Origin of the sequence: Roseateles sp. (assembly GCF_039929605.1) — a bacterium.
Lineage (GTDB): Bacteria > Pseudomonadota > Gammaproteobacteria > Burkholderiales > Burkholderiaceae_C > Pelomonas.
Map to the genome: position 1 here is coordinate 12,947 of NZ_JBDSQX010000141.1, position 25,591 is coordinate 38,537.

General features: G+C 66.8%; 24 protein-coding genes. 15 read left to right on the forward strand and 9 right to left on the reverse strand.

Annotation, left to right across the window (positions count from 1 at the left end):
* Positions 1-200: 200 nt before the first annotated feature.
* From ABIS05_RS19670 to ABIS05_RS19690, 5 genes are all read right to left on the reverse strand, one after another.
* Complete coding sequence (locus ABIS05_RS19670) at positions 201-500, reverse strand: flagellar protein FliT (protein ID WP_348009996.1); 300 nt, start codon at positions 498-500, stop codon at positions 201-203.
* 32 nt (positions 501-532) lie between these two features.
* On the reverse strand, positions 533-967 hold the full coding sequence (gene fliS / locus ABIS05_RS19675) for a flagellar export chaperone FliS (protein WP_348009973.1): 435 nt from the start codon (positions 965-967) through the stop codon (positions 533-535).
* 193 nt (positions 968-1,160) lie between these two features.
* Positions 1,161-2,588 (reverse strand): flagellar filament capping protein FliD, encoded by a 1,428-nt coding sequence (fliD, locus tag ABIS05_RS19680; RefSeq protein ID WP_348009974.1) that lies wholly within the window; start codon positions 2,586-2,588, stop codon positions 1,161-1,163.
* 101 nt (positions 2,589-2,689) lie between these two features.
* Positions 2,690-3,655 (reverse strand): flagellin, encoded by a 966-nt coding sequence (locus tag ABIS05_RS19685; protein WP_348009975.1) that lies wholly within the window; start codon positions 3,653-3,655, stop codon positions 2,690-2,692.
* 163 nt (positions 3,656-3,818) lie between these two features.
* Positions 3,819-4,688 (reverse strand): flagellin, encoded by an 870-nt coding sequence (locus ABIS05_RS19690; protein ID WP_348009976.1) that lies wholly within the window; start codon positions 4,686-4,688, stop codon positions 3,819-3,821.
* A gap of 45 nt (positions 4,689-4,733) precedes the next feature.
* Between ABIS05_RS19690 and ABIS05_RS19695 the strand changes: the two genes are divergently transcribed.
* Positions 4,734-4,865 (forward strand): hypothetical protein, encoded by a 132-nt coding sequence (locus ABIS05_RS19695; RefSeq protein ID WP_348009977.1) that lies wholly within the window; start codon positions 4,734-4,736, stop codon positions 4,863-4,865.
* A gap of 56 nt (positions 4,866-4,921) precedes the next feature.
* Here ABIS05_RS19695 and ABIS05_RS19700 read toward each other — a convergent pair whose 3' ends face one another.
* Positions 4,922-5,785, reverse strand: a complete 864-nt coding sequence (locus tag ABIS05_RS19700) for a flagellin (RefSeq protein ID WP_348009978.1) — start codon at positions 5,783-5,785, stop codon at positions 4,922-4,924.
* 442 nt (positions 5,786-6,227) lie between these two features.
* Between ABIS05_RS19700 and ABIS05_RS19705 the strand changes: the two genes are divergently transcribed.
* From ABIS05_RS19705 to ABIS05_RS19770, 14 genes are all read left to right on the forward strand, one after another.
* Positions 6,228-6,701 (forward strand): tetratricopeptide repeat protein, encoded by a 474-nt coding sequence (locus ABIS05_RS19705; RefSeq protein ID WP_348009979.1) that lies wholly within the window; start codon positions 6,228-6,230, stop codon positions 6,699-6,701.
* Between the two features lie 219 nt (positions 6,702-6,920).
* A complete protein-coding gene (gene flhD, locus ABIS05_RS19710; protein ID WP_348009980.1) occupies positions 6,921-7,241 on the forward strand; it encodes a flagellar transcriptional regulator FlhD in 321 nt (106 codons plus the stop codon).
* A gap of 45 nt (positions 7,242-7,286) precedes the next feature.
* Positions 7,287-7,823, forward strand: a complete 537-nt coding sequence (flhC, locus tag ABIS05_RS19715) for a flagellar transcriptional regulator FlhC (RefSeq protein ID WP_348009981.1) — start codon at positions 7,287-7,289, stop codon at positions 7,821-7,823.
* A 22-nt stretch (positions 7,824-7,845) separates the two neighbouring features.
* Positions 7,846-8,607: a class I SAM-dependent methyltransferase gene (locus tag ABIS05_RS19720; RefSeq protein ID WP_348009982.1), complete on the forward strand. Its 762-nt coding sequence runs from the start codon at positions 7,846-7,848 to the stop codon at positions 8,605-8,607.
* 90 nt (positions 8,608-8,697) lie between these two features.
* Complete coding sequence (gene motA, locus ABIS05_RS19725; protein WP_348009983.1) at positions 8,698-9,555, forward strand: flagellar motor stator protein MotA; 858 nt, start codon at positions 8,698-8,700, stop codon at positions 9,553-9,555.
* 137 nt (positions 9,556-9,692) lie between these two features.
* Complete coding sequence (gene motB / locus ABIS05_RS19730) at positions 9,693-10,643, forward strand: flagellar motor protein MotB (RefSeq protein WP_348009984.1); 951 nt, start codon at positions 9,693-9,695, stop codon at positions 10,641-10,643.
* A 55-nt stretch (positions 10,644-10,698) separates the two neighbouring features.
* Positions 10,699-11,091 carry a chemotaxis response regulator CheY gene (gene cheY / locus ABIS05_RS19735; protein WP_348009985.1) on the forward strand — a complete coding sequence of 131 codons (393 nt, stop codon included), beginning with the start codon at positions 10,699-10,701 and terminating at the stop codon, positions 11,089-11,091.
* Between the two features lie 32 nt (positions 11,092-11,123).
* Positions 11,124-11,753, forward strand: coding sequence for a protein phosphatase CheZ (locus ABIS05_RS19740; protein WP_348009997.1), 630 nt, complete (start codon positions 11,124-11,126; stop codon positions 11,751-11,753).
* Positions 11,754-11,958: 205 nt separating this feature from the next.
* Complete coding sequence (flhB, locus tag ABIS05_RS19745) at positions 11,959-13,134, forward strand: flagellar biosynthesis protein FlhB (RefSeq protein WP_348009986.1); 1,176 nt, start codon at positions 11,959-11,961, stop codon at positions 13,132-13,134.
* Positions 13,131-15,221: a flagellar biosynthesis protein FlhA gene (flhA, locus tag ABIS05_RS19750; protein WP_348009987.1), complete on the forward strand. Its 2,091-nt coding sequence runs from the start codon at positions 13,131-13,133 to the stop codon at positions 15,219-15,221. Before flhB ends, flhA begins: the two co-directional genes overlap by 4 nt.
* Complete coding sequence (flhF, locus tag ABIS05_RS19755) at positions 15,218-16,879, forward strand: flagellar biosynthesis protein FlhF (RefSeq protein WP_348009988.1); 1,662 nt, start codon at positions 15,218-15,220, stop codon at positions 16,877-16,879. The genes flhA and flhF overlap by 4 nt, the downstream gene beginning before the upstream one ends.
* 8 nt (positions 16,880-16,887) lie before the next feature.
* A complete protein-coding gene (locus tag ABIS05_RS19760) occupies positions 16,888-17,667 on the forward strand; it encodes a flagellar biosynthesis protein (RefSeq protein WP_348009989.1) in 780 nt (259 codons plus the stop codon).
* Positions 17,668-17,765: 98 nt separating this feature from the next.
* The gene (locus ABIS05_RS19765) at positions 17,766-18,482 is read left to right on the forward strand and encodes an RNA polymerase sigma factor FliA (protein ID WP_348009990.1); all 717 of its coding nucleotides are present in this window, start codon (positions 17,766-17,768) and stop codon (positions 18,480-18,482) included.
* Between the two features lie 51 nt (positions 18,483-18,533).
* Positions 18,534-19,880 (forward strand): methyl-accepting chemotaxis protein, encoded by a 1,347-nt coding sequence (locus ABIS05_RS19770; RefSeq protein WP_348009991.1) that lies wholly within the window; start codon positions 18,534-18,536, stop codon positions 19,878-19,880.
* Positions 19,881-19,887: 7 nt separating this feature from the next.
* Here ABIS05_RS19770 and ABIS05_RS19775 read toward each other — a convergent pair whose 3' ends face one another.
* From ABIS05_RS19775 to ABIS05_RS19785, 3 genes are all read right to left on the reverse strand, one after another.
* Positions 19,888-21,936, reverse strand: a complete 2,049-nt coding sequence (locus tag ABIS05_RS19775; protein ID WP_348009992.1) for an autotransporter — start codon at positions 21,934-21,936, stop codon at positions 19,888-19,890.
* Between the two features lie 163 nt (positions 21,937-22,099).
* The gene (locus tag ABIS05_RS19780) at positions 22,100-23,941 is read right to left on the reverse strand and encodes a diguanylate cyclase domain-containing protein (RefSeq protein WP_348009993.1); all 1,842 of its coding nucleotides are present in this window, start codon (positions 23,939-23,941) and stop codon (positions 22,100-22,102) included.
* Between the two features lie 2 nt (positions 23,942-23,943).
* Positions 23,944-25,591 (reverse strand): EAL domain-containing protein (locus ABIS05_RS19785; protein ID WP_348009994.1); only part of this gene is annotated, 1,648 nt, incomplete at its 5' end.

Genomic DNA, 25,591 nt, shown 5'->3' on the forward strand with positions numbered 1-25,591 from the left:
CCAGTGAACACATCACGCTTGCGGGCCGAGCGCCGGGCGCAGGCAACGTTGGTGCACCTGCGAGACGAGCGCCGGGCCGCTCCCAAGCCGGCCCGACTGGCGATGTGCGAGTGGGGCCTTCCCCGCGAGCATCGCCGTCCCCTTGGGGGACCGACCAGGCACGCCCGCGTTCAGCCGGGCGGGACTGGGCGAGGGGCTCCTCAATGGACCATTCGGCTCTTGCCCTTCAAGACATGGTCGAGATCTTCGAGCCAGGGCTCGGCGAGGTGGCGGATCTCGGCGTCGTTGAGCAGGATGCGCTGCATGATGCGCGTCTTGAGCTGCGACTCGTTGCTGCCGAGCTGGTTCTGGTGGGCGGCAGACTTGAGCTGCGAGATCAGCAGCACGCAGGCACCTTCGAGCTTGACGACCTCGTCCCAGTTGCCGGTGCGGGCGGCCGAGAGCATGTCGGCACTGGCTTGCTCGATGGCTTCGTAATAGTTCAGCAGTTCGGAGTTCATTGAAGTCACCGGAAGATTGCAGGGTAGAGCGCTCATGCTGCGCGGGCGGCGGGGCTGCCGAGCGCTGCGGGTGTTTGGCTGATGCCGGCCCAGGCTTCACGCACGGGGCTGAGCAGGCGCTGGCATTCGTCGATGGCGGCGACGTCGCTTTTGAGGTTGGCGTGCGTCAGGCGCATGCAAACGTAGCCGTAGAGCTCGCGCAGGTCGGTGGCCAGTTGGCCGGCCGACAGGTCCAGGCCGGCGCGCAGGCCTTCGTCGAGGATGCGCACGGCGCGCGTCAGCGAGCGGCCCTTGAGTTCGATGTTGCCGGCCTGGATGGCCTGGGTGGCCTGGGCCATCGCATCGAAGACGCCGTCGAACAGCATGGCGACGAGGCGGTGCGGGCTGGCGGCCTGCACGTCGGTCTCCAGGCCCACCTTGGCGTAGAGGGTGGCGCGCTGGTTGCGGGCTGCGAAAGGGGAAGACATATTGCCGTACATGGTGTGTGTCGCTGAAGGCGTCGTCGTGTTGACTGTTTTTCGGCCTTCCCCGGGGTGAACTTGAGCCGGGCTTCACCTGAATTGCCTCGTGATCCGGGCAGTTGTTTCGAAGTTCACAAAGTTCACAAAAGACGACGGCGACCCGAAGGTCGCCGTAGGGCCTCAGCCGCGCGGGGCCGCCTTATTCGTTGAGCTTGGCGAGCTGCTGCGTCACGTAGTTGGACAGGCCGTTGAGCTTGGCCATCTGCGTGTCCAGTGCCGAGTAGCGGGCGCGCAGGCGGGCCTCGGTCATCGAGACGCGATCTTCCAGCTGGTCGGCGCGCTTGCCGTTGTTGTCGATCTGCTTTTGCAGCCCGGCCTGGCGGCTGGTGAGGCGCCCGTCGGAATTCAGCGCCCCGTCGATGTAGCTGCGGATGCGCTGGGCGAAGCCGTCGTTGCTGCTGTTGGTGCCGTCAAGGCCCATGAAGAGCTTCTTCACGCTGTCCAGGTCGCTCAGGCCGGTGTTGAGCTTGCTGTCGGTGACCTTGATGTTGCCGTCGCTGCCGGGCTCCAGGCCCAGCTCCGCCAGGCGGCCGATGCTGCCGGCCAGCGAGGTGGTGCCGCCCATGATGCTGCGCAGCTGGTTCTGCAGGCCGACGGCCGTGGAGTCACCCTGCAGCGGGCCGGCCGTCTTGGCGGCGGAGTCGTACTTCGTCTGTTCGCGCAGCAGCGCGTTGACGGCGTTGTAGGCGGTCGTGAAGTCGGTGATGAGCTTCTTGATCGAGTCCTTGTCCTGGCTGACGGCCACGCTGGCGGGCACGCTGGTCGTCTTGAGCAGCGTGATGTTGAGGCCGTCGATGGCCTCCTTCAGCGTGTTGGACTCGGAGCTGACGTCGATGCCGTTGATCAGCGCGCGCGCGTTCTGAGCCGGCAGGGTCTGGATCAGCGAGCTGACGCCGACGCGTGGGTCGTAGCCCAGGTCGGCCAGGCCGCCGCCGGCATCGATGCGAAAGCCGTTGGTTTCGCCACTGGCCGTGGAGCGCATCGTGAGCCGCGAGCCGTTGGCATCGTTGACGATGGAGGCGGTCACGCCGGCGTTGGCAGCGTTGATCGCGTCGCGGATGCCGGCCAGTGTGTCCTGGCCTTCACCGATGTTGATGGTCACGGCGGTGGCGCCAGCCTTGTCGGTGAAGCCGGTGTAGGTGGGCGGGTTGGCGCCATCGGTGGCCCAGGCCCCCAGCGTGATGGTCAGGCTGCCCTGGCCGACCGTGGTCGTCGAGCTGGCGAAGGGCGTGCCGCTGACCAGGGTCTGGCTGCTGGCGAGGTTTTTGACTTCCACCGACACATTGCCGATGGCCGCACCGGCACCGGCACTGACGGACACGGCCGTCGTGTCGCTGGACGTGGCCAGGGTGCCGCTCCAGGTGCCGGGCGCGGTGAGCTTGGAGGCCGCGTCGCGCAGAGTCGCCAAGGTGCTTTGCACCTTGCCGTACGACGAGAGCTCGGTCTTGAGCCCTTCGGTCTTCCTGGCGAGCTGGGTGATGGGGGTACGTTCGGCAGCGACGAGTTTGCTCACAAGATCGTCGACGTTGAGGCCGCTGCCGATGCCTGCTGAGCTGATGGTTGCCATGCTGCGAATGTAGAAAAGGCCGATATGCCAGTGGTATATCGGCCAGGACTTGCCGGGACTTTAGGCCCCGGAGCAAATATTTTCTTAAAACCCTTGCGGGCTTACCGTTGCAGCAGCGACAGCACCTGCTGCGGCAGCTGGTTGGCCTGGGCCACCATGGCGTTGCCCGCCTGCTGCAGGATCTGCGCGCGGCTCATATTGGACGTTTCCTGGGCGAAGTCGGCGTCCATGATGCGGCTGCGGGCGGCCGTCTGGTTCTCGACGGCGACCTGCAGGTTGGAGATCACCGAATCGAACCGGTTCTGCGTCGCACCGAAGGTGGACCGGGCATTGTTGACCTGCGCCAGTGCGAAGTCGATGAACTTGATCGCGACGAGCGGGTCGGCCTGGTCGGCGTTGACGCCGGTCAGCCCAGGGGGCGCCCCGGCGGTGGCGAAGTCGGGGTCGCTGGCAGGGGTTGAGCCGCTGCTGCCGCTCGGGCCAAGGATGTTGATCTGCGAGCCGATGGCGGTGGCCAATGCGCCGTCGTTGGACGTTGCGGTCAGCGTCGTGCCCGGCGTGGTGCCGAGGACGTCGTTCATCGCAATGACGATCTGGTCGTCCACCGTCGAATTGGCGCCCACCTGGAAGATGAACGATGTCGATGGGCCGGTGAGCACCTGCGACCCGTTGAAGGTCGTGTTGCGCACCAGGCGGCTGACTTCCGTCTGCAACTGCCCGAACTCGTTGTTCAGCGCCGTGCGGTCGTTGCCGTTGTTGGTGCCGTTGGCCGCCTGGACTGCCAGCTCGCGCATCCGCTGCAGCATGTCGCCGACCTTGCCCAAAGCGCCTTCAGCGGTTTGAGCGAGCGAGATGCCGTCGTTGGCGTTTCGGGCCGCCACGGTCATGCCACGCACTTGCGTGTTCATGCGCTCGGCGATGGCCAGCCCCGCCGCGTCGTCCTTGGCGGAATTCACCCGCAAGCCGGACGACAGACGCTGCATCGACACCGCGAGCGAGCTCTGCGAGGCGTTGAGATTGCGCTGAGCGTTCAGCGAGTTGATGTTGGTGTTGATGGTTTGGGGCATCGGGCACTCCTGGATTCGTTCGCCGAGCCGGCTTCAATTGCCGACTCGATGAACGAATTTTGCGAGTGCGTCGACCTGTCAAAAGCCCGATAAAGGCCCCAAACCACGCCCAATCAAAAGCCCCAGCGCGCCGCCCGCGCGGGTGGCGCGCCAGCCTCCCGGCTCAGTTGCGCAGCAGAGCCAGCACCTGCTGGGGCAGCTGGTTGGCCTGGGCCACCATGGTGTTGCCGGCCTGCTGCAGGATCTGGGCGCGGCTCAGGTTGGCGGTTTCCTGGGCGAAGTCGGCGTCCATGATGCGGCTGCGTGAGGCGCTCTGGTTCTCCACGGCCACCTGCAAGTTGGAGATGACGGCGTCGAAGCGGTTCTGCGAAGCACCCAGCGTGGCGCGCTCGCCGTTGACCTTGTCCAGCGCGATGTCGATGTTGGAGATGACGGTGTCGATCGTCGCGCCGACGGCGGTGTTGTCGATGACGGCACGCCCGGCGCCGGTGTTGTCGGTGCCAGCAACGGTGGTGATTTCCGCCGCGGTCGTCATGTCGGTCGTGACGATGTCGATGCGGTCATTGGCCGTCGTGTTGGCGCCGACCTGGAAGGTCTGCGTGCCCGCATCGGACGTGGCCAGAACGGCCTTGCCGTTGAAGGTCGTACCGCCGAGCACGCGCTGGATTTCCTTGGCCAGCTCGCCGAACTCCTTGTCGAGGGAATCCTTGTCGGCGTTCGTGTTGGTGGCGTTGCGGCCCTGCACGGCGAGTTCACGCATGCGCTGCAGCGCGTCGCCCACCTTGGACAACGCGCCTTCAGCGGTCTGGGCCAACGAGATGCCGTCGTTGGCGTTGCGGATGGCGACTTGGGAGCCGCGCACCTGGGCGTTCATGCGCTCGGCGATGGACAGGCCGGCGGCGTCGTCCTTGGCCGAGTTGACACGCAGGCCTGAAGACAGGCGCTGCATGGAAACCGCCAGCGATGACTGGTTCATCGCGGTGTTGCGCTGGGCATTCAGCGAGGCGAGGTTGGTGTTGATGACTTGGGACATGGCTCAATCCTTTCGTTGACGGGGCGTCTGGTACGTAGTCCGCGAATGATTCGTGAACCCGTTGAGATGCTTATCGTCGGCACGATGGATCGACTTGAATCCTTTTTGCACGGCGCCTTGAAAAACGCCCTCCGTCGTGACGGAGTGGCGTTCAAGGTGCTTGTGCTGGTGGCGTGAGGATTTCTGTCTTCAGAGTGGACAGGTCATTCAGGGCCAGCGGTGCTGGCCCGGCGTCATCGAAGCAATGACAGGACCTGCGAAGGAATCTGATTCGCTTGGGCAATCATCGCGTTGCCAGCCTGCTGCAGGATGCTGGCGCGGCTCAGGTTGGCGGTTTCCTGAGCGAAGTCGGCATCGGTGATGCGGCTCTTGGCAGCGCTCTGGTTTTCCACCGAGATCTGCAGGTTGGAGATGACCTGGTCCATGCGGTTCTGGGCAGCACCCAGGTTGGCGCGCTCGGAGCTGACCGTGTTGATCGCGGTGTCGATGTTGCTGATGACGGTGTCGATCGTGGTGCCGACGGCCGTGTTGTCGATCACCGCGCGGCCTGCACCGGTGTTGTCCGTGCCGGCGACGGTCGTGATGTCGGCCGACGTCGTCATGTTGGTCGTGACGACGTCGATACGGTCGTTGCTGGTCACGTTGGCGCCGACCTGGAAGGTCTGGGTGCCGGAATCCGTGGACAGGATGGCGCGGCCGTTGAAGGTCGTGCCGCCCAGCACGCGCTGGATTTCCTTGGAGAGTTCACCGAACTCCTTGTCCAGCGAGTCCTTGTCGGCGCTGGTGTTGGTGGCGTTGCGCGCCTGAACCGCCAGTTCACGCATGCGTTGCAGCGAGTCGGTCACCTTGGCCAGCGCGCCTTCAGCCGTTTGCGACAGCGAGATGCCGTCGTTGGCGTTGCGGATGGCGACGTTGGAACCGCGCACCTGGGCGTTGAGACGCTCGGAGATGGCGAGACCGGCGGCGTCGTCCTTGGCGGAGTTGACGCGCAGGCCTGAGGACAGGCGCTGCAGCGACGTGGCCAGGGAAGCCTGGGAGTTGGAGACATTGCGCTGCGCGTTCAGCGACAGCAGGTTGGTGTTGATGACCGAGGCCATGATTTGCTTCCTTTTGCTAGATATACCGGCAAGCCGCCGGACGAAGGACCCGAGTGCCCGGGTGCGGCACCTGTGCTTTTCCGCTCCGGCGCGCTTGGGTAAGCGGCCTTTGCGGCGACGCCCGACGCCAGTCAACCTCTGAAGCTGTGTCGCCGCTCCAGGGGGAGTGGTGTCACAACACTTCGGCCTTCTAGCCGGACCACGGTACTGATATCAGCGCCGTTGAGTTGGCTATCGGTGTGGCGGCGATGTTTCTTTAGCTCCATTTGTCAAGGCCGTGATCTTTTGAATAAAAGGCGTTGCAACGGCTTGTTCGATGGATCGGGCCCCGGCGCGAAAAGCGCGCTGGAAAGCCCCGGCTTTTCAAGGGATCGGCGGGCAGGCCGGTTCCTAAAGTGCGGTTCATCCCGGCCGAACCCCTGCGCCGGTCCGGAGTTCCGCCATGCGTGCCCAAACCAACGCCTCGAAGACCACCCAGCGCAAGGGCCACCGCCCCGTGATCGTGCCCAGCAACGACCCCAAGATGCTGCTGGCGCGTGCCCGCAACGCGGCCTTTGCCGAGGCCTCCAAGGGCAACCTCGGCGGTGGGCTGGGCATGCTGTACGACGCGCTGCAGGAGGAGCCCATGAGCCACGACCTGCTGTCGGACATGGCGGCCCTGCTGCTGGCCGCCGGCAAGCTGGATCACGCGGCGGCCTATGCAGACCGCGCGCTGCAGGCCAGCCCGTTGCACGGCCCCAGCCTGTACACGCTGGCGTTCGCGCTGTCGGGTCGTGGTGATGTCGACCGCGCGATTGGCGTGCTCAACGAGCTGCAACGCGGCGCCGGGCGCGACAGCCTGCAGGCCGATGCGCCCGAGCTGGTGCCGGTGGCGATGATCGAGCTGGAGCGGCTGAATCGCCTGCGCACCGCCTGATTCCGCCAAGCTTTTCACACCCTGAGGCCCCGCCAGCGCAAGCTGTCGGGGCCTTGCGCTTTTGGCCCCGACGCCCCTGTAGGAATTTGGATGACACGGCGTACGCCAAAACGTGACGCTGGGCACCGACGCAGCCTGATATCGCCGAAGAAGGCCGGTCAACACAATCCGTTTCACTGATCCGCAACACCCCATCACCTCTCTGAAACGGAAGCCGCCATGAACACCGAACAAATGCTCGCCGAGATTCGTGAAGCCAATCTTTCCTACCTGATGCTGGCCCAGAGCCTGATCCGTTCGGACCGTGAGCAGGCGCTGTATCGCCTGGGCGTCAGCGAAGACACGGCCACGCTGATCGGCACGCTGAGCCCGGCTCAGATCATGAAGATCGCTTCCGGCAACACGCTGCTGTGCGCCTTCCGCATGAGCGACGACCTGGTGTGGGGCCTGCTGACCAATCACAGCAAGCCCGGTGCGAACGAGTCGGTCTCCCGTCTCCATGCGTCGATCCTGATGGCCGGCCGCCACGAGCACGCTTGAGCTTCGCCCTCGCTGCCAACTAACTCACAGATTCCGGAGCATCCCATGCGCGTCAAAAGCATCCTCACCGAAGCCAAGCAGATCGACCGTGCCGTTCAGCTGATCCACCTCGGTGCGCGCCTGCAAGTGCTGGAGTCCGAAACCGACCTGTCCTACGAGCGCCTGCTGCGCCTCTATAAAGAAGTGAGCGGCAAGTCGCCGTCCAAGGGCCAGCTCCCCTTCTCGACCGACTGGTTCATGACCTGGCAGCCCAACATCCATGCCAGCCTGTTCATGAATATCCATGAATACCTGAACAAGGCCGCAGCGATGGACGAGATCGACACCGTCATCAAGGCCTACCAGCTCTACCAGGAGCAGACCACGGCCCAGGGCCTGGAGGCGATGCTGTCCGTCACCCGCGCCTGGCGCCTCGTCAAGTTCGTCGATAACGGCATGCTCACGCTGACCAAGTGCGGCAAGTGCAATGGCCACTTCGTGACCCACCCGCACGAGATGTCCCGTCACTTCGTCTGCGGGCTGTGCAACCCGCCTGCTCGCGCTGGCAAGGGCCGCGCTCAGGGTTCCATCCAGATGCATTGATTACAGGGCGACACTGTTCGCCATGTGGATCACCCGTTGGCCGCTGCCGGCTCTGTTGAGCTGGTTGGCGGCCTGGTTCATTTATTCAACCGCTTCGGCCGCCGGGCTCGCATCGGGGCCGGCGTTGGCCCTGGGCGCTGCGGTCGGTGCGGCCTTGGGCTGGCTGCACGGCGCACGCTGGCGCCGCCTCATCATTGCCCTGGGCTTCCCCGTCTCGGTGCTGGCCCTGGGCTGGCAAGGCGGGCTGGGCGTGCTTGGCGGCCTGCTGTGGCTGGCGCCGCTGGCGTTGCTGTGGTGGCTCTACCCCAAGCGAAGCTGGAGCGAGGCGCCGCTATTTCCCACGCCGCGCGGCGCGCTCGATCAACTGCCAGCCGCCGCGCCGCTGCCGCCGCAGGCCCGGGTGCTGGACGCCGGCTGCGGCGTCGGCGACGGCCTGCGTGAGCTGGTTCACATCTACCCGCAGGCCCGCGTCGAAGGCGTGGAGTGGAGCCGGCCGCTGGCCCTGCTTGCGCGCTGGCGGGTGCGCCGCGCCACCGTGCGCCAGGGCGACCTCTGGGCCGACAACTGGGCGCCGTTCGCGCTGATCTATGTCTTCCAGCGACCCGAGTCCATGCCGCGCGTGTGGGCCAAGGCCTGCGCGGAGCTGGCGCCTGGCGCCTGGCTGGTCAGCCTGGACTTCGCTATTCCCGACCTGACGCCAACGGCAAGCTGGCAGCTGCCCAACGGCCAGTTCGTGTGGCTTTACCGCCAGCAGGGGAATGCGGCGTCAATGCCGCCCAATTGAAGCGTTCACAACGCATTCAGCGCGGCATACTTTCTTCAGCCCCCCGGCACCAGGCCTTCTGGCCTGAACACCCCACAAACCCAACAGCGCATGTTCGTCATCATTGGCTGGGCCGTCTCGATGGTCTGCATCTTCGGCGTGTTCATCGCTCACGGCGGGAACATCGGCGTGATCCTGCACGCCTTGCCGTTCGAGATGATCACCATCTTCGGTGCTGCCATCGGTGCATTCCTGGCCAACAACCAGATGAAGGTCGTCAAGGCCACGGCCGCCGGCCTGGGGCTTTGCTTCAAGGGCAGCAAGTACAGCAAGGCCCGCTACATGGAGCTGCTGGCGCTGATGTACGACATCCTGCAGAAGGCGCGCAAGGAAGGGCTGATGTCCATCGAGAAAGACGTCGAGGATCCGCACTCCAGCCCGCTGTTCCAGAAGTACACCGTGGTGGGGAACGACCACCATGTCACCGAATTCATCACCGACTACCTGCGCATGATGGTGTCAGGCAACCTCAACGCGCATGAGATTGAGTCGCTGATGGACAGCGAGATCGAGACCCATCACCAGGAAGAGCACGCCGCCGTGGCCGCGCTGCAGCGCCTGGCGGGCGGCTTGCCGGCTTTCGGCATCGTCGCCGCCGTGCTGGGCGTGGTGAACACCATGGGCTCGGTCGGCCAGCCGCCGGCGGTGCTGGGCGGCATGATCGGCTCAGCCCTGGTCGGCACCTTCCTCGGCATCCTGCTGGCCTACGGCTTTGCCGAGCCGCTGGCCGGCCTGCTGGAGCAGAAGGTGGAAGACGCGGGCAAGGAATTCCAGTGCATCAAGACGACGCTGCTGGCCAGCATGCAGGGCTATGCCCCGCAGGTGGCCATCGAATTCGGCCGCAAGGTCTTGTTCTCTGGCGATCGTCCCAGCTTCACCGAGCTGGAAAGCCACGTGAAGAAGAAGTGATGACCTTCGCCTTGACAAGCCAGCCGGCGCCAGCCGGCGGCGTCCCTCGCGCAGCCGCCGTGGAGCTGGCTTTGCCAGGCCACTGGCGGCGCCCCCCTGGGGGGGAGGGCCGCAGGCACTCCGGGGGGGGGCTGTAAATGGCTGGTGATGCCAAGAAGCTCCAGCCCATCATCATCAAGAAGGTGAAGAAGGGCGGCCATGCGGTGCATGGCGGCGCGTGGAAGATCGCGTATGCCGACTTCGTCACGGCCATGATGGCCTTCTTCCTGCTGATGTGGCTGCTCGGCTCCACCACCGAGGGCGACAAGAAGGGCATTGCCGACTTCTTCCAGTCGCCGCTGAAGGTGGCCATGACCGGCGGCTCCGGCTCGGGCGACTCGTCCAGCATCGTCAGGGGCGGCGGCAAGGACCTGACGCGCGAGACCGGCCAGGTCAAGGAAGGCCAGAGCGAGGCCAGGCGCGCGAGCTACACGCTGCGCGCGCTGAAGGAAGAGCAGCGCAAGGCCGAGAAGTCGCGCCTGGAGCAGCTCAAGACCAAGGTCGAGGAAGTGCTCGCCGCGAACCCCAAGCTCGCCGCGTTCGGTGGCCAGATCCGCTTGGACATGACCAAGGAAGGCCTGCGCATCCAGATCGTCGACGAGGGCAACCGGCCCATGTTCGACAGCGGCAGCGCGGTCGTGAAGCCTTACATGCGCGAGCTGCTGCGCGAGCTCGGCAATGTGCTGACCGAGGTGCCCAACCGCCTGACGGTGGAGGGCCACACCGACGCGCAGGCCTTCCCCGGCGGCGACAAGGGCTACAGCAACTGGGAGTTGTCGGCCGACCGCGCCAACGCGTCGCGCCGCGAGTTGGTGGCGGGCGGTCTGCCGGAGGCCCGCATGTTGCGTGTGCAGGGCCTGGCTGCCAGCAAGCTGCTCGACGCCAAGGACCCCAACGGCGCCTTGAACCGACGCATCAGCATCATCGTGATGAACCGCGATGCCGAGGACGCCGTTTTGAAGAATGTGGTGGATGAACCTGAGGCCGACGCGTCAGACGCCGAGACCGGCAAAATGCCGCAAACTCCGGCGGCGCCCGCTTCTCGCTAGAAACTAGACTGCGTGCTGACCTGAAATCCCGCCTGCCCCCAGAGAGAGGATCGCCATGAGCGCTGACATGAAATTCCTGGTCGTTGACGACTTCTCCACCATGCGCCGCATCGTTCGCGGCCTGCTCAAAGAGATCGGCTACCAAAACTGCGAAGAGGCCGAAGACGGCGTCGAAGCGCTGAACATGCTCAAGGGCGCCAAGTTCGACTTCGTCGTCAGCGACATCAACATGCCCAACATGACGGGCTTCCAGTTGCTGACGGCCATCAAGGCAGACCCCAACCTTAAGCACCTGCCGGTGCTGATGGTCACCGCCGAAGCGCGCAAGGAAGACATCGTGCTGGCCGCCCAGTCGGGCGCCGCCGGCTACATCGTCAAGCCTTTCACCAAGGCGACGCTGGAAGAAAAAGTCCTGAAGATCATGCAGAAAATGGCCGCCGCGGCCTGACAACAACAACCACAAAGGGGACTGCCATGTCGATGGATCAACTGGAGCAATTGGGCAAGGCGCAGGAGCCGCTGCTGGTCTCACCCGAGGTCTTCCAGCAGCTCGGCACCATCACCCGTACGCTGCACGACACGATGCAGCGCCTGGGTGTCATGCCCAAGCTTCAGGTGGCCACCGAAGGCCTGCCCGACGCGCGCAGCCGCCTGAGCTACATCGCCGAGAAGACGGCGGCTGCCGCCGAGAAGGTGCTGAACTCGGTCGACCAGGCCAAGGCCGAGCACGTCGGCATCAGCCAGGCCACCAAGGAACTCGCGGCCGCCATCGTGGCCGATCCAGTGCGCGCCGTGGCCAGCGGCGCGGTGATGAACTTCGTCAATGACGTCGAAAGCCGCACGCTGCGCATCGACAACCACCTGACCGACATCATGCTGGCGCAGGACTTCCATGACCTGACCGGCCAGGTGGTGGCCAAGGTCGTGAAGCTTGCCAACGACCTGGAAGACAGCCTGGTCAAGCTGCTCGTCCAGGTGGTGCCGCCCGAGCAGCGCGAGAAGGTCGACCCGACCATCCTGCAAGGCCCGGTCGTCAACGCCGAGGGCCGCACCGACGTCGTCAGCAACCAGGGCGAGGTCGACGACCTGCTCGCCAGCCTGGGCTTCTAAGCTAGGCACTCGCTCTCGCCATCAAGGCCGGCTGTTCAGCCGGCCTTTTGCTTTTCTGGCCCCGCATCGAGCATTCCTCCACGCCCCGCCGGCGGTGCCGCGCCAGGGCTGGGAATAGCCAGCCAACCACCCCGCTTTTCTCGCTCAAGTTTTTGGGCCGGCCTCGAACAATCGCGTCAACGCCTCGCATGGGGCGAACCACGCCATGGCCGACCAAGACGCACAAGATCGCAACCTACCGGCCTCAGCCAAGAAGATTGAAAAATCTCGGGCCGAGGGCCAGCTGCCGCGCTCGCGCGACCTGCCTCATTTCGCCATGATGGTGGGCGGCGGCGCGGTGCTGAGCGTGGGCGGGCCGCAGATCGTCGACAGGCTGCGCAGCATGATGACGACCGGTCTTCACTTCGATGCTGCGCTGCTGGCCCGACCCGGCTTCATGGGCGAGCGCCTTGTCGAGATGACGCTGGCCTTCGCGGCCGTCATGGGCCCCATCGCGGCGGTGCTGGTGATCGTCGGCATTGCCGCCAACCTGGCCAGCGGCGGCTGGAACTGGACGATGAAGCCCATCTCGCCCAAGTTCACGCACCTGAATCCCCTCACCGGCCTGGGCCGCCTTGTCAGCGGCCAAGGGCTGGGCACGGCGCTGAAGGCGGTGCTGCTAGCCCTCGTGCTGGGCATCGTTGGCGCCATGGTGCTGAAAGACCGGCTGGCGGCCTACGTGAGCATCATGTCCGTGCCGCTACCGTCGGCGCTGGCCTATGCCGGCCAGCAGCTGATGGGTGGCCTGGGCCTGCTGGCCATTGCGCTGGCGCTGTTCGCCGCCATCGACGTGCCGTTGCAGCGCCAGCTCTGGCTGCGCCGCATGAAGATGACGCGCGAAGAGGCCAAGCAGGAAATGAAAGAGGTCGAGGGCAACCTCGAGATCAAGGCCAAGATGCGCGCGATCATGCGTGACATGGCCAAGCGCCGCATGCTGGCCGCCGTGCCGCAGGCCGACCTCATCGTCATGAACCCAACCCACTACGCCGTGGCGTTGAAGTACGAGGAAGGCAAGATGGCCGCGCCCAAGGTCATCGCCAAAGGCGCCGACTTGCTGGCCCTGAAGATCCGCGACCTGGCCAAGGAAAGCAAGGTGCCGGTGCTGCAGCAACCCGTGCTGGCCCGGGCCCTTTACGCCCACGCCAAGGTCGACCACGAGATCCCCGCCGCGCTGTTCGGCGCCGTGGCCCAGGTGCTGGCTTACGTGTACCAACTGCGCGCGGCGATGGCGTCGCGCCATGTCGCCCGCCCGGATGTGCCACACCCGCACGTGCCGCCGGAGCTGGACCCGCACAACAAGCCCGGCTGGCAGCCCGAGCCTGACGAGGACTTCGCCGAATGAATCCCTTGATCCACAAACTGCAGTCCATGCTCGGCCCGCGCGCCGGCATCATCGCGGCGCTCGGCGCCCCGATCGCGGTGCTGCTGATCCTGTCCATGATGGTGCTGCCGCTGCCGCCGTTCGTGCTGGACCTGCTGTTCACCTTCAACATCGCCATGGCCGTGATGGTCATGATGGTGGCGGCGCACATGGTCAAGCCGCTGGACTTCGCGGCCTTCCCGACCGTGCTGCTGCTCACCACGCTGATGCGCCTGTCGTTGAACGTCGCCTCCACGCGCGTGGTGCTGCTGGAAGGCCACACCGGCACCGGCGCGGCCGGCAGGGTCATCGAGGCGTTCGGCCACTTCCTGATCGGCGGCAACTTCGCGGTTGGCCTGATCGTGTTCGCGATCCTGGTGGTCATCAACTTCATCGTCGTCACCAAGGGCGCGGAGCGCATCGCCGAAGTCGGCGCGCGCTTCACGCTGGACGCGATGCCCGGCAAGCAGATGGCGGTGGATGCCGACCTGAACGCCGGCCTCATCAACGAGGCGGAGGCTAAGCGCCGGCGCGTCGAGCTGGGCGACGAAGCCGACTTCTTCGGCTCCATGGACGGTGCCAGCAAGTTCGTGCGCGGCGACGCGGTCGCGGGCATGCTGATCCTGGCCATCAACATCGTCGGCGGCTTCATCATCGGCGTGGCCCAGCACGGCCTCAGCGCCGGCCAGGCGGCCGACAGCTACATCCTGCTGGCTGTCGGTGACGCGCTCGTCGCCCAGGTGCCGGCGCTGCTGATCTCCGTCGCCGCCGCCATGGTGGTGTCGCGCGTGGGCACGGACAAGGACATCGGCAGCCAGATCGGCAAGCAGGTGTTCGGCTCGGCCAAGTCGCTGGCCATCACGGCCGGTGTCATCGGCGCGCTCGGCCTGATCCCGGGCATGCCACACCTCGTCTTCCTGCTGATCGCCTCAGGCATGGGCTACCTGGCCTACTGGCTGCGCAACAAGGAGCAGATGCTGGAGGCCTCCAAGGCCGTCAAACCCATCATGCCCAGCAGCGAAGGCGCGGGCGAGGCGAGCTGGGAAGACCTGGTGCCGGTGGACACGCTGGGCCTGGAGGTGGGCTACCGCCTCATCACGCTGGTCGACAAGAGCAAGGAAGGCGACCTGCTCAGCCGCATCAAGGGCGTGCGCCGCAAGTTCGCGCAGGAGGTCGGCTTCCTGCCGCCGCCGGTGCACATCCGCGACAACCTGGAGCTGCGCCCGAGCCAGTACCGCATCTCGCTGCGCGGCGCCGTCGTCGGCGAGGCCGAGGCCTTCCCCGGCATGTGGCTGGCCATCAACCCCGGCCACGCGACGCAGAAGCTGCTCGGCACCCAGACGACCGACCCCGCCTTCGGCCTGCCGGCGGTGTGGATCGAAGAACGCCAGCGGGAGATGGCCCAAATGAGCGGGTTTACGGTCGTTGATTGCTCGACCGTCGTGGCCACCCATCTTTCACACTTGATGCAAGTACACGCAGCCAAGCTCCTGGGTCGCGTGGAAACGCAAGCGCTGGTGGAACACCTCACCAAGCAGGCGCCTCAACTGATCGAAGACGTGATTCCCAAAATGGTCGGCATCGCCACACTGCAACGAGTTCTCCAGCTGCTGCTGGAGGAGGGCGTGCACATCCGCGACATGCGCTCCATCGTCGAATCCATCGCCGAGAACGCCGCCACCGTGACCGACCCGGCCGAGCTGGCCCGCCGCATCCGCACCCACATCGCGCCGGCCATCGTGCAGCAGATCTACGGCAGCGTGAAGGAGCTGGACGTCATCGCACTGGAGCCCGAACTGGAGCGCCTGGTGACGCAAGCCCTCAATTCGCCGCACGGCGCCGCGCTCGACCCGGGCGTGGCCGACACGCTGGCGCGCAGCGCCGCCGAGAACGCCCAGAAGCAGGAAGACCGCGGCGTGCCCGCAGCCCTGCTGGTGCCCGACCTGATCCGCGCGCCCATGGCCCGCCTGCTCAAGCGCGCCGCGCCCCGCCTCAAGGTGCTCGGCCACAGCGAGATTCCTGAGACCCACACCATCCGCATCGGCTCCATCATTGGAGGTACAGCATGAACGTCCGCAAATTCACTGCACGCACATCGCGCGAGGCCCTCGCGCTCGTCAAGCAGGCTTTCGGAGCCGAGGCGGTCGTGCTGTCCAACAAATCGGTGCCAGAAGGCGTCGAGGTGCTCGCCATGGCGCCCGAAGGCATGGGCCAGATCGAGCAGATGGCCCACAGCGCGCCGCGCACCGCGGCCCGCCCGGCAGTCCAGCCGCAGCAGCAACCGTCGCCGCGCGCGCCCTTCAATGACCGTGCCCGCCAGGAGCCCAGCTTCGGCGCCCCCGAGGTGCATAGCGATGTCGAGCAACTGGCGATGAGCACGCTGAGCTTCCAGGACTATGTGCGTGAACGCGTGCTGCGCCGCCGCCAGGCCGAGATTTCCGGTCAACCTGATCCGGTAGGCATGCCCGCCGCTCGCCCGGCCCCGCAGCGGCCCGCAGCATCGTCGCTGGACGCCGCCCGTGCCCAGCGCGACCAACGTGCCGCCGAAGCCATGGCCGCGCTGGCGCCCAAGCGCGTGGCACAAGCACAGACACAAGCTCCGGCCCAGCCGCAAGCTCGCCAGCCGCGCCCCGCGCCGCCGGTGCTGCGCGACGAGATCCGCATTCCCACCGCCGCCAGTCAGCAGCGCACCGTGCCCCAGCTCAGCGGCATCGACGCCGAACCGCAGCCGCTGCCCGGCCAGCCCAGCGCCAACCAGCGCAACCAGATGGACATGGCCTCCGAGCTGCGCCAGATGCGTGGCCTCATCGAGGAGCGCTTCTCGTCGCTGGCCTTCATGGAAAAGCTGCAGCGCCAGCCCGTGCAGGCGCGCCTGACGCAGAAGCTGCTGGAGCTGGGCTTCAGCCCGGCCCTAGTGCGCAAGCTGGCCGAGAGCTGCCCGTCCGACTTCAAGGCCGGCTCGCCTACCGACCCGGCCGATGAGACCGCCTGGGCCGCCCATGTGCTGTCGCGCAACCTGCAGACCGACGAGGCCGCCCCGGCCATCGAAGACCGCGGTGGCGTGTTCGCGCTGATCGGCTCCACCGGCGTCGGCAAGACGACCACGACCGCCAAGCTCGCCGCCCACTTCGCCACCAAGTACGGCGCTGGCCAGCTCGGCCTCATCACGCTGGACGCCTACCGCATCGGCGCCCACGAGCAGCTGCGCGCCTACGGCCGCATCCTCGGCGTGCCGGTCCACACCGCGCATGACCGTGCCTCGCTGGACGACCTGCTCGACCTGCTGTCCAACAAGAAGCTCGTCCTCATCGACACCGCCGGCATGGCCCAGCGCGACAGCCGCACACAGGAGCTGCTGGAGATGCTGGCCCACCCCAGCATCAAGAAGCTGCTGGTCATCAACGCAGCGCAGCAAGGCGAGACGATTGAAGATGTGGTCAGTGCCTGGAAGGGCGCGGCCTGCGAAGGCGTGGTGCTGAGCAAGCTCGACGAAGCCGTCAAGCTCGCCCCGGCGCTGGACACGCTGATCCGCCACAAGCTCAAGGTGCTGGGCGTGGCCAACGGCCAGCGCGTGCCCGAAGACTGGCACCGCCTGCCCAGCGCCGGCCTGGTGCAGCGCGCGCTGAAGGGCGCCGCCTCGGGCGCCTGGCGCATGGACAGCACCGACGTCAATCTCATCTTTGCCGGCGGTCCGCTGACCGATGCCGGGCTGCGGGCCATCCACTGAGGATGACGATGCTTCAAGATCAAGCCCACGGCCTGCGCCGCCTATTTGCCGCGTCCAAGACGCGCTTCGTGCCTGTCGTCAGCAACCCGCGCGTCATGGGCGCCGGCGTGCTGCTGGAAGGCCTTTGCGCCGCCTTTGCCGAACTGAACTTGCAAACGCTGGTGGTCGACGCCGGCGAGCACTCGCCGCAGCCGTCGGAGCTGGCGCAGGTGGACCTGTCCAACTGCATCGAGCACCTGTCGCCCAAGGTGTCCTACCTCGCCGCACGCGGGCTGCCGCTGCGCTACATCAATGCCAATGGCTCGGCCGCCGCGTTTCTCGACGCCGTGGCCGCCGCGGCGCCGGAGGCCGATGTCATCCTGCTGCACGCACCGGCGGCTGAGTTGGCCCGTGTCGTCGCCCAGCGCGAGGTGCGCCCGCTGCTGCTGGCCGACGCCGACCCGCATAGCGTGACCGAAGCCTACGCCGGCATGAAATGGCTCACGCAACGCGCGGGGCTCATGGTCTACAGTCTCCTGATGGCCTGCCACCCCCAGTTGCGCTTGGCCACACGCATCGCGCAACAGCTCCATTCCTGCGCCGACGGCTTCCTCGGCGCGGTGTTGCGCGATTGGGCCTGCCTCGACCCGCGTTCATCACAACACGCGCCGCTCACCCCCGAGCTGCGCCATCTGGCCCGCGAGCTGTTGCTTGCCGCGCCACCGGGTGCGGCGCTGGACGCCGCCTCCGACGCGACCCCGCTGCGCCCGGCGCGCGCGATGTCTAACTCCTTGATCGCAGCGCATTGATCTCGTCGCCGGAGCTGACATGACCCCCCCACGCTCACTTCGTTCACTGCCCCCCACGGGGGCGCATCAGCCCCTTCGGGCGGCCGCGCGGAGCTGATATGTACACGCCCAAAGGCCGCCTCGACAACAACACGCTGATCAAGCAGTACAGCCCGTTGGTTCGACGCCTGGCGCACCAGATGATTGCCAAGCTGCCGGCCAACGTGGAGCTGGACGACCTGATCCAGGTCGGCCTCATCGGGCTGACCGATGCGCTGTCGCGCTTCGATGCCGAACAAGGCGTGCAGTTCGAGACCTTCGCCACCCAGCGCATCCGCGGCGCCATGCTCGACGAACTGCGTGGCGGCGACTGGATGAGCCGCGGCACGCGGCGCCAGCAGCGCGACATCGAGAAGGCTGTGCACAAGGTCGAGCAACGCGTGGGCCGTGCACCGCGCGAGGACGAAATCGCCGCCGAAATGGGCTTGTCCCTGGCCGAGTACCAGGACCTGCTGGGCAAGGTGCGCGGCACCCAGCTCGTCTACCTGGAAGACATGTCGGGCGACGACGGCGACGATGACTACCTTGACCGCCATCAGGTCGTCGACGAGAGCAGCAACCCCGTCGCCCAGCTGCAGGACCACCGCATGCGCGAGGCGCTGGTGGCGGCCATCAAGAACCTGCCCGAGCGCGAGCAGTTCGTGATGAGCATGTACTACGAGCACGACATGAATCTCAAAGAGATCGCAGCCGTGCTCAAGGTCACGGAGTCGCGCGTCTGCCAGCTGCACAGCCAGTCCATTGCAAGGTTGCGCGTTAAGCTGCGTGATTGGTAGGGACCCGTCGTTGGTCGCGGTCCCGTCGCAAGAATACGAGGGACAAGCGCAATGCTGAAATGGTTCAAGGGTGGCGGCTCCGTGGCCGCCGAGCCGCGCGAGGAGCCGGTTCGACGCGATGACAGCGCGGCACTGAACGTCGTCAAACGACTCGCCCGTTCTATCTCCACCGTCGGCAAGGATGCTGCCGAAGTGCGCGGCGCCCTGGAAGACACCCAGCGCGTCGTCCAGTCTCAGGGCCAAGCCATGCAGGCCCTGGCCCGACAGCTCGAGCAGATCGGCCAGGCCCAGAGATCAATAGCCACCGCCACCGCGCAAAGCGCTGCGGCCGTGCAGCGGGCGCGCGGCGCTTTGGGCGTCGTCGGCGGCGAGGTTGTCGGCATGGCGGCCACGCTGGCCCAGGTGTCCGACGCGGCCGCCGAGATCACCAAGATTTCCCTGCAGACTCGGCTCGTCGCCTTCAACGCGGCCGTCGAGGCCAAGCATGCCGGTGATGCCGGTCGCGGCTTTGCCGTGGTGGCCGAAGCGGTCAAGGCGCTGGCCGGCCAGGTCGAGGGCTCGTCCAAGGCCATCATCAAGGCGATCACGAGCCTGCAGGAGCGCATCGACCGCTTCAGTGCCGAGCTGACCGAGAACGGCAACAAGCCCAGCCAGATCCATGCCGCCTTTCACCAGGTCGAGGAAGACGTGCAGCGCATCGCTGCCTCAGCCGCCGAGAGCGGCCAGCAGATGAGCCTGCTCAACGAGCGCGCCCACGAACTGGAGCGCGAGGTGGCGCAGGCCAGCCAGGGCCTCAAGGTGGCCTTCGACGGCAGCGACCGTTTTCTGCGCATGTCGGAGGAACTCGTCGAGCAGATCGCCGAGAGCGGCGTCGAGGTCGACGACATGCCCTTCATCCGCGCCGCTCAGGCGGCCGCGGCGGAGATCAGCGAACTGCTCGAAGATGCCCTGCGCAGCGGGCAGATCGGCCAGGCCGACCTGTTCGACGACAAGTACCGCCCCATCGACGGCACCAACCCGCAGCAGCACACCGCGCGCTTTTGCCAGCTGAGCGACAAGCTGTTCCCCAACGTGCAGGAGAAGACGCTGGCCTTCAGCGACAAGATCGTCTTCTGCATCTCGGCCGACCGCAACGGCTACATCGCCACGCACAACCGCAAGTACTGCCAGCCGCAGCGCCCGGGCGACACGGTCTGGAACACGGCCAACAGCCGCTACCGCCGCATCTTCAACGACCGAACCGGGCTGGCCTCGGCGCGCAACACCCGGCCCTTCCTGCTACAGACCTACCGCCGCGACATGGGCGGTGGGCGCTTCGTGCTGCTGAAGGAAGCTGCGGCACCCATCGTCGTCAATGGGCGCCACTGGGGTGGCTTGCGCCTGGCGTTCAACTTCTGATCGGGAGCTACTGCACGGTGACGAAGAAGCTCGTCGCATCCTGCCCGGCAGCCACCGTCGCGCCGTTGCTGCTGATCGAGCTGAACGCACCGCTGAGGCCGCCGGTGGCCTGGATCAGCACGAACTTTTGCCCTCGGGCATAGCTGCCACTGAAGTTCAGCACCAGGTTGCCACCCAGCACGGCGGCCCCGGCAACGCTGAGATGGTCGTGATTGACGCCGGGTGCGGTGCCGGCGATGGAAAGCGTCAGCTGGCCGGTCGCGCCCTGGCGGAAGCTGCCACCCAGCGCCAATTCATGTTGGTCGCTGGTCAGCGCCAGGGCGGCGTTGTTGACGACGTCGCCCGTGCCCATCGCGTTGGCGCTGCCGGCCCAGGTGGGGCCTCCATTCAGCAGCGTGGTGCCTTTGTAGATGTTGTTCCGCAGCGTGAGCGCGGCGGCGCCGGTGTGGGCGAGGCTGCCACTGCCGCTGACGTTGGACAACGTGATCGCGGTCGTGGTGTTCTGGACGATGAGCTGGCCGTCGTTGACGATGGCATTGGTCGCCACCCCGTTGGGCGATTCGGCCGTCAGCAGGCTGGCGTCGCCGCTATAGGTGGCCTGCAGGAAAGTCGATTTGCCCTTGGTGGCGTTGACGGTGATGTAGTTCAGCGGCACGGGTGTGCCGGTGCCCAGGCGCAGGATGGCGTTGGCGCCGATGGTGGTGGTGCCGTTGTAGTTCTGCGGCTGCGCAAAGGTCACGTCGTTGCCGGGCGTCGCCATGATCGTGACGTTGCCGTTGCCGAGCGAGCCGTCCCGGTGCGGGCCGCCCCCGCCGCCGGTGATGCCCACGTGCAGCGTCACCGGCCCGTTGTAATTGAAGGCCAGCTTGCCGCCCCGTAGGTTGATGTAGGCGTTCTTCTTGCCGAGCGGCGGGCCGGGCTCGGCCGGCGACGGCGCTGACGGCAGAAAGAAGTTGGCGTGTGTGCCGTCGCCCCATTGGACGACGCCGGCGCCGCGTTCGATGTTGATGCCGCGGTAGCTGCCGTCGTTGCCATTGACGTCGTTCGCGCCGCCGCGGTAGATGACCTTGGCGAAGTTCAGACTGGGGTCGCTCAGGCCCGGGTTGACCAGGTTGGGATGGTTGTGCGGGCTGTTGTCGGTGTGGCTGTAGACGCCCGACATGATGATGGTCGACGGGCCGATGGCGTGGAAATTGATGTCGTTGCCGAAGGCCGCTTCATAGATGTTCTGCGTCACGGTGACGACGCTGGCTGGCGGGCTCCAGACCAGCCATGAGCCTTCGTTGAGCACCGCCTTGGCGTTGGCCAGCGATGCGGCGACATGGTTGCTGCCGAAATCCTGTCCGACGGTGAGGGCGAGCACACCCGAGTAGGTGTTGACGCCACCCGACGAGTTGCCACCCCAGACGTCCGGCGCCTGCACGATGCTGCCGCTGCCGCTGATCTGGCCCAGTAGCACAAATTGCGCGCTGCTGAGGATGATCGTGCCGTTGTTCAGGATGTTGTTGAGGTTGATCTCGCCGTTGATCAGCCCCGCATCGTTCTTGCTGTCGGACGTCGCGATGACGTTGGGCGACTTGTCGGCACTGGTGTTGGTGCCGATCTGGAACGTGACGCCGGGATCGATGCTCAGCACCGGCGGGTTCAGTCCGGTGCGGGTCAACGCGTAGCCCGCGCCGGGATAGACCGTCTTCTTGATGACCTGGACTTGCTGGGCCGCCGGCAGCGTGAACGTGCTGGTGCGCGTGATGATCAGCGTGCCCGTGCCGGCGGCGGGCATGAGGCGCAGCGTGCCTTGCCCGCTGATGACGCCGGTATAGGTTGTCGTGCCCGCAGGCAGCTTGATGACGGCGGTACCGGCCAGCGTGATGTCACGATTGGCGAGAACGTCCGCCGTGATGTCCCTGGTGTCCTGGGCCGCCAGGGCGGCGGCGTCCGCTGTCGCGCTCGTGCTCGTGCTGTCCGGGTCCCCACCGCCGCCACAGGCCGTCGTGAGGACGGCGCAACCGGCCAACAAAATTCCGCGCCGGCTGGCGCCAGTAGAGGTCGAATTCAAGGAGGCTCCTGCTGGGATCGTCTGCGAGCGCGGTCACTGCGCCCGCGCGCATCATGCCGGCGGGCTCTCAGCAAGCAGGAGCGCCAATTGCAACGTTCCGTTTACCCCTGGGGAAACGTGTCAAGGTTGGCATAAAGCCCGCTTTTGAACGCGCCCCTGCTAATCACTCGGCCACACACGCCCGGTTCTTGCCCGTGTGCTTGGCCTCGTAGAGCGCCACGTCCGCGCGGTCCAGTGCGGCTTCCAGCGTCTCGCCGGCGCGGTACAGCGTCACGCCGGCCGAGAAGGTCACGAAGACGTCCTTGCCCTCGTGGTTGAACAGCGCCGACGACAGCGCGCGCTGCAGGCGTACGAGCACGGCTTGAGCCTCGTCCAGTGGCGTGTTGGGCAGCATCAGCACGAACTCCTCGCCGCCGTAGCGCGCCACCATGTCGCCCGGGCGCAGCGACGCCTGCGTGCGCTCGGCCAGCGACTTCAGCGCGATGTCGCCGGCGTGGTGACCGAGGCTGTCGTTGAGCTTCTTGAAGTTGTCGATGTCCAGCAGCGCCAGCGCCACGCGAGTTGACTCGCGCTCCGACTTGGCTTGTTCGATGCCGAAGGCCTGGATGAGGCCGCGGCGGTTGGCCACCTGCGTGAGCTGGTCGGTGTGGACCTCGTTGGACAGCCGGCGCAGCTCGCCCTCCAGCTCGTCCACCCGCTGCGTCAGCGCGGCGGCGCGGTCATGCTCCAGCGTCAGCCGTGCCTGCGTCTGCGAGACGAGGCCCTGCACGCTGCGGCTCTCCTCGACCATCTCGCGCACGGTGCCCGCCAGGCTCTCCAGCGAGTCGGCCTGCTCGATGGCCTCGGCGTAGCGGCCGACGCTGCTCTGGAAGCGGTCGGTGTGCTGGCCCAGTTCGCCCAGCTCGCTGAGCATGCGCTGGATCAGGCCCTTGAGGGAGTCGCGCGCCTTGGAGCGCTCGTCGCGCAGCGCTCGCTGGCGCTCGCGCGTGCCGCTCAGCAACTCGGACACGGTGCGCACACCTCGGCCGGACAGGCCCTGGGCCAGCGTCTGGTTCATCGCCTCCGCCTGGCCGCGCGCCCAGGAGTCGTCCTCGGCCAGGTCGACGAGACTGCCGCTCAGCTCGCGGCACAGGCCGCCGAGTTCGTCGAAGAGATGGCGGCGGTGGTCCAGCAGGTGGCGGGCGCGCAGGCACAGCGCGGCCATCTGCGTGGCGCGCTCCGGGCTGGCGCCGCCGGCCTTCAGCTCGGCTTGGGCGGCGTCCAGCTCGCGCATCAACACGTCTGCGGGCGTTGCCTCGCTCTGCGGTGAGCGCAACGCGTGGCGCACCGTGCCGTTGAGTTCGGCACCGATGTCCCGCCAGGGCGCGAGATCGACCGGCGGCGGGCTGTCGTCGGCCGGGTGGCCGAGATCGCCGAAGCCCGTGCTCTCGCGGAAACCGGTTTCGGCGAAGGCGCTGTCGGCGAAGAACTGGCTGGGCGTGCCGCCTTCTTCTTCGGTCTCCACGCCACTGCCATCGCCGTCCTTGTCCCAACTGGCGATGAGCTGCGATAGGCGCTTGACGAGCTTGCCGCTGTCGCTGCGGCCCAGCTCCAGCACGCGGCTGATGCCGTCCTTCTTGCGCGCCAGTGTCCAGTGCTTGCCACCGCGCTCCAGGCCGCGCACGAGGCGCTCGATGGCCTGCACCAGCGCCTCGGCCTGTGCGCCCGGGCCGGCCACGTCGAGCAGCTTGTCGACCTGGCGCAGCAGTTCGTCGTAGCGCTGCTCGCGCAGGGATGTCTGCAGTTCCTGCCGCGGACTGCCCGAGGGCAGGGCCAGGCTGATGAGCTTGGCGATCGCTTGCTGCGCACGCTCGGGCACGGCGCCGCTGGCCGCAGCTACCGGCTCGCTGCCGGCCTCGATAGCGTAGGCGCGCGCATAGTTCTCGGGTGTTGGCTCCAGGCGGGCCTGGGCCAGGCGTTGCAGCGCCGCCTTGGCGAGCTGCGCCGGGGGCAGCGTGGAGCGCATCGTCAGCGCTGGCCGCCGCCGCGAGTCACGTCGTTGTTGCCGTCGGCCTGCGTGATCCAGGGCGCCTTGCGCGGCAGCACGGTCAGTGCGATCCAGCGCTCCAGCTCATCGGGCGGCAGCGCCTTGCTGAACAGGAAGCCCTGCATCAGCGAGCAGCCCAGGCGGTGCAGCACTTCCATCTGGCGCAGCGTCTCCACGCCTTCGGCAATGACGCGCAGGCCGAGCGCGCGAGCCAGTGCAATGATGGCCGTAACCACCGCCGAGCTTTGCGGCGTGATGCCCAGGTCGCGCACGAAGGTGCGGTCGATCTTGACCTCGGAGATGGGCAGCGTGGTCAGGTAGGCGAGGGACGAGTAGCCGGTGCCGAAGTCGTCGATGGAGATCTCGACGCCCACTTCGTTGAGCCGGTGCAGAGACGGGATGACGTTCTGCAGGTCCTTCATCAGGTTGTTCTCGGTGATCTCGAGCTGAATGGAGCGGTGCGGCACGCCATAGGCGCTGACGCACTGGTGGATGTGCTCGACGAGATCGGTGCGCTCGAACAGCCTGCTAGGGAGGTTCACGGCGATGGAGTCGGCAAAGCCGAACTGCAGCGACCACAGCTTGGCCTGGCGGGCGGCTTCCTTCAGGGCCCATTCGGACAGCGGCACGATGAGGCCGGTTTCCTCGGCCAGCGGGATGAAGTCGGCCGGCGGCACCAGCACGTTGCCGCGCTGCCAGCGCATCAGCGCCTCGGCGCCCACCATGCGGGCGGCGCGCACGTCGATCTTGGGCTGGTAGTGCAGCACGATCTCGTTGCGCTCCAGCGCCTTGTGCAGGGCGCTTTCCAGCTCCAGCTTCTGCTTGCCGTGGCCGGCCAGTTGCGGCGAGTAGATGGCCGAGGCGTTGCGGCCCTGGCTCTTGACCGCGTACATGGCTACGTCGGAATTGCGCAGCAGGTCGGCCATGGTCTGGCCGTCGCGCGGGTAGATGGCGATGCCGACGCTGGCGGTGACAAAGCATTCCTGGCCGCCGACGAAGATGGGCTCGCGCAGGGCCTCCAGCACGCGGTCGGCGACGCGCTCGGCGTCGCGCTCGTCGGCCACCTCGGGCAGCAGCGCCACAAACTCGTCGCCACCCAGGCGCCCTACGGCTTCCAGGCCGCGGTGGCTGCGGTTGCCCAGGCCTTCGAGCACGCCTTCCATGATCTGGTCGGAATGCCGCACGCAGCTGCGCAGGCGCCGGCCGACTTCGATCAGCAGCTCGTCGCCGGCCGCATGGCCGAGGGTGTCGTTGATGACCTTGAAGCGGTCCAGGTCGATCAGCAGCAGGCCGACCTCGTGGCCGCCGCGGCGCGCGCTCTCGATGGCGCGCTCGACGCGCCAGATCAACTGGCGGCGGTTGGGCAGGCCGGTGAGGGCGTCGAAGTGGGCGAGCTGGCGGATGCGGTCTTCCGCCTGGCGGCGGTCGGTCACGTCCTGCAGGATGCCGGTGTAGCCGTTGACGCCGCCCTGCTCGTTGAACTCGGGCTCGGCCTCGATGTGCACGACGCGCTGGCGGCCGTCGGGCAGTGTCAGCGGCAGGTCGGTGACCAGCACCGAGGTATGGGCAAAGACGTCGCGCAGCAGGCGCAGGAAGACGTGGCGGTCGTCGGCCGGCACCATGCGCATG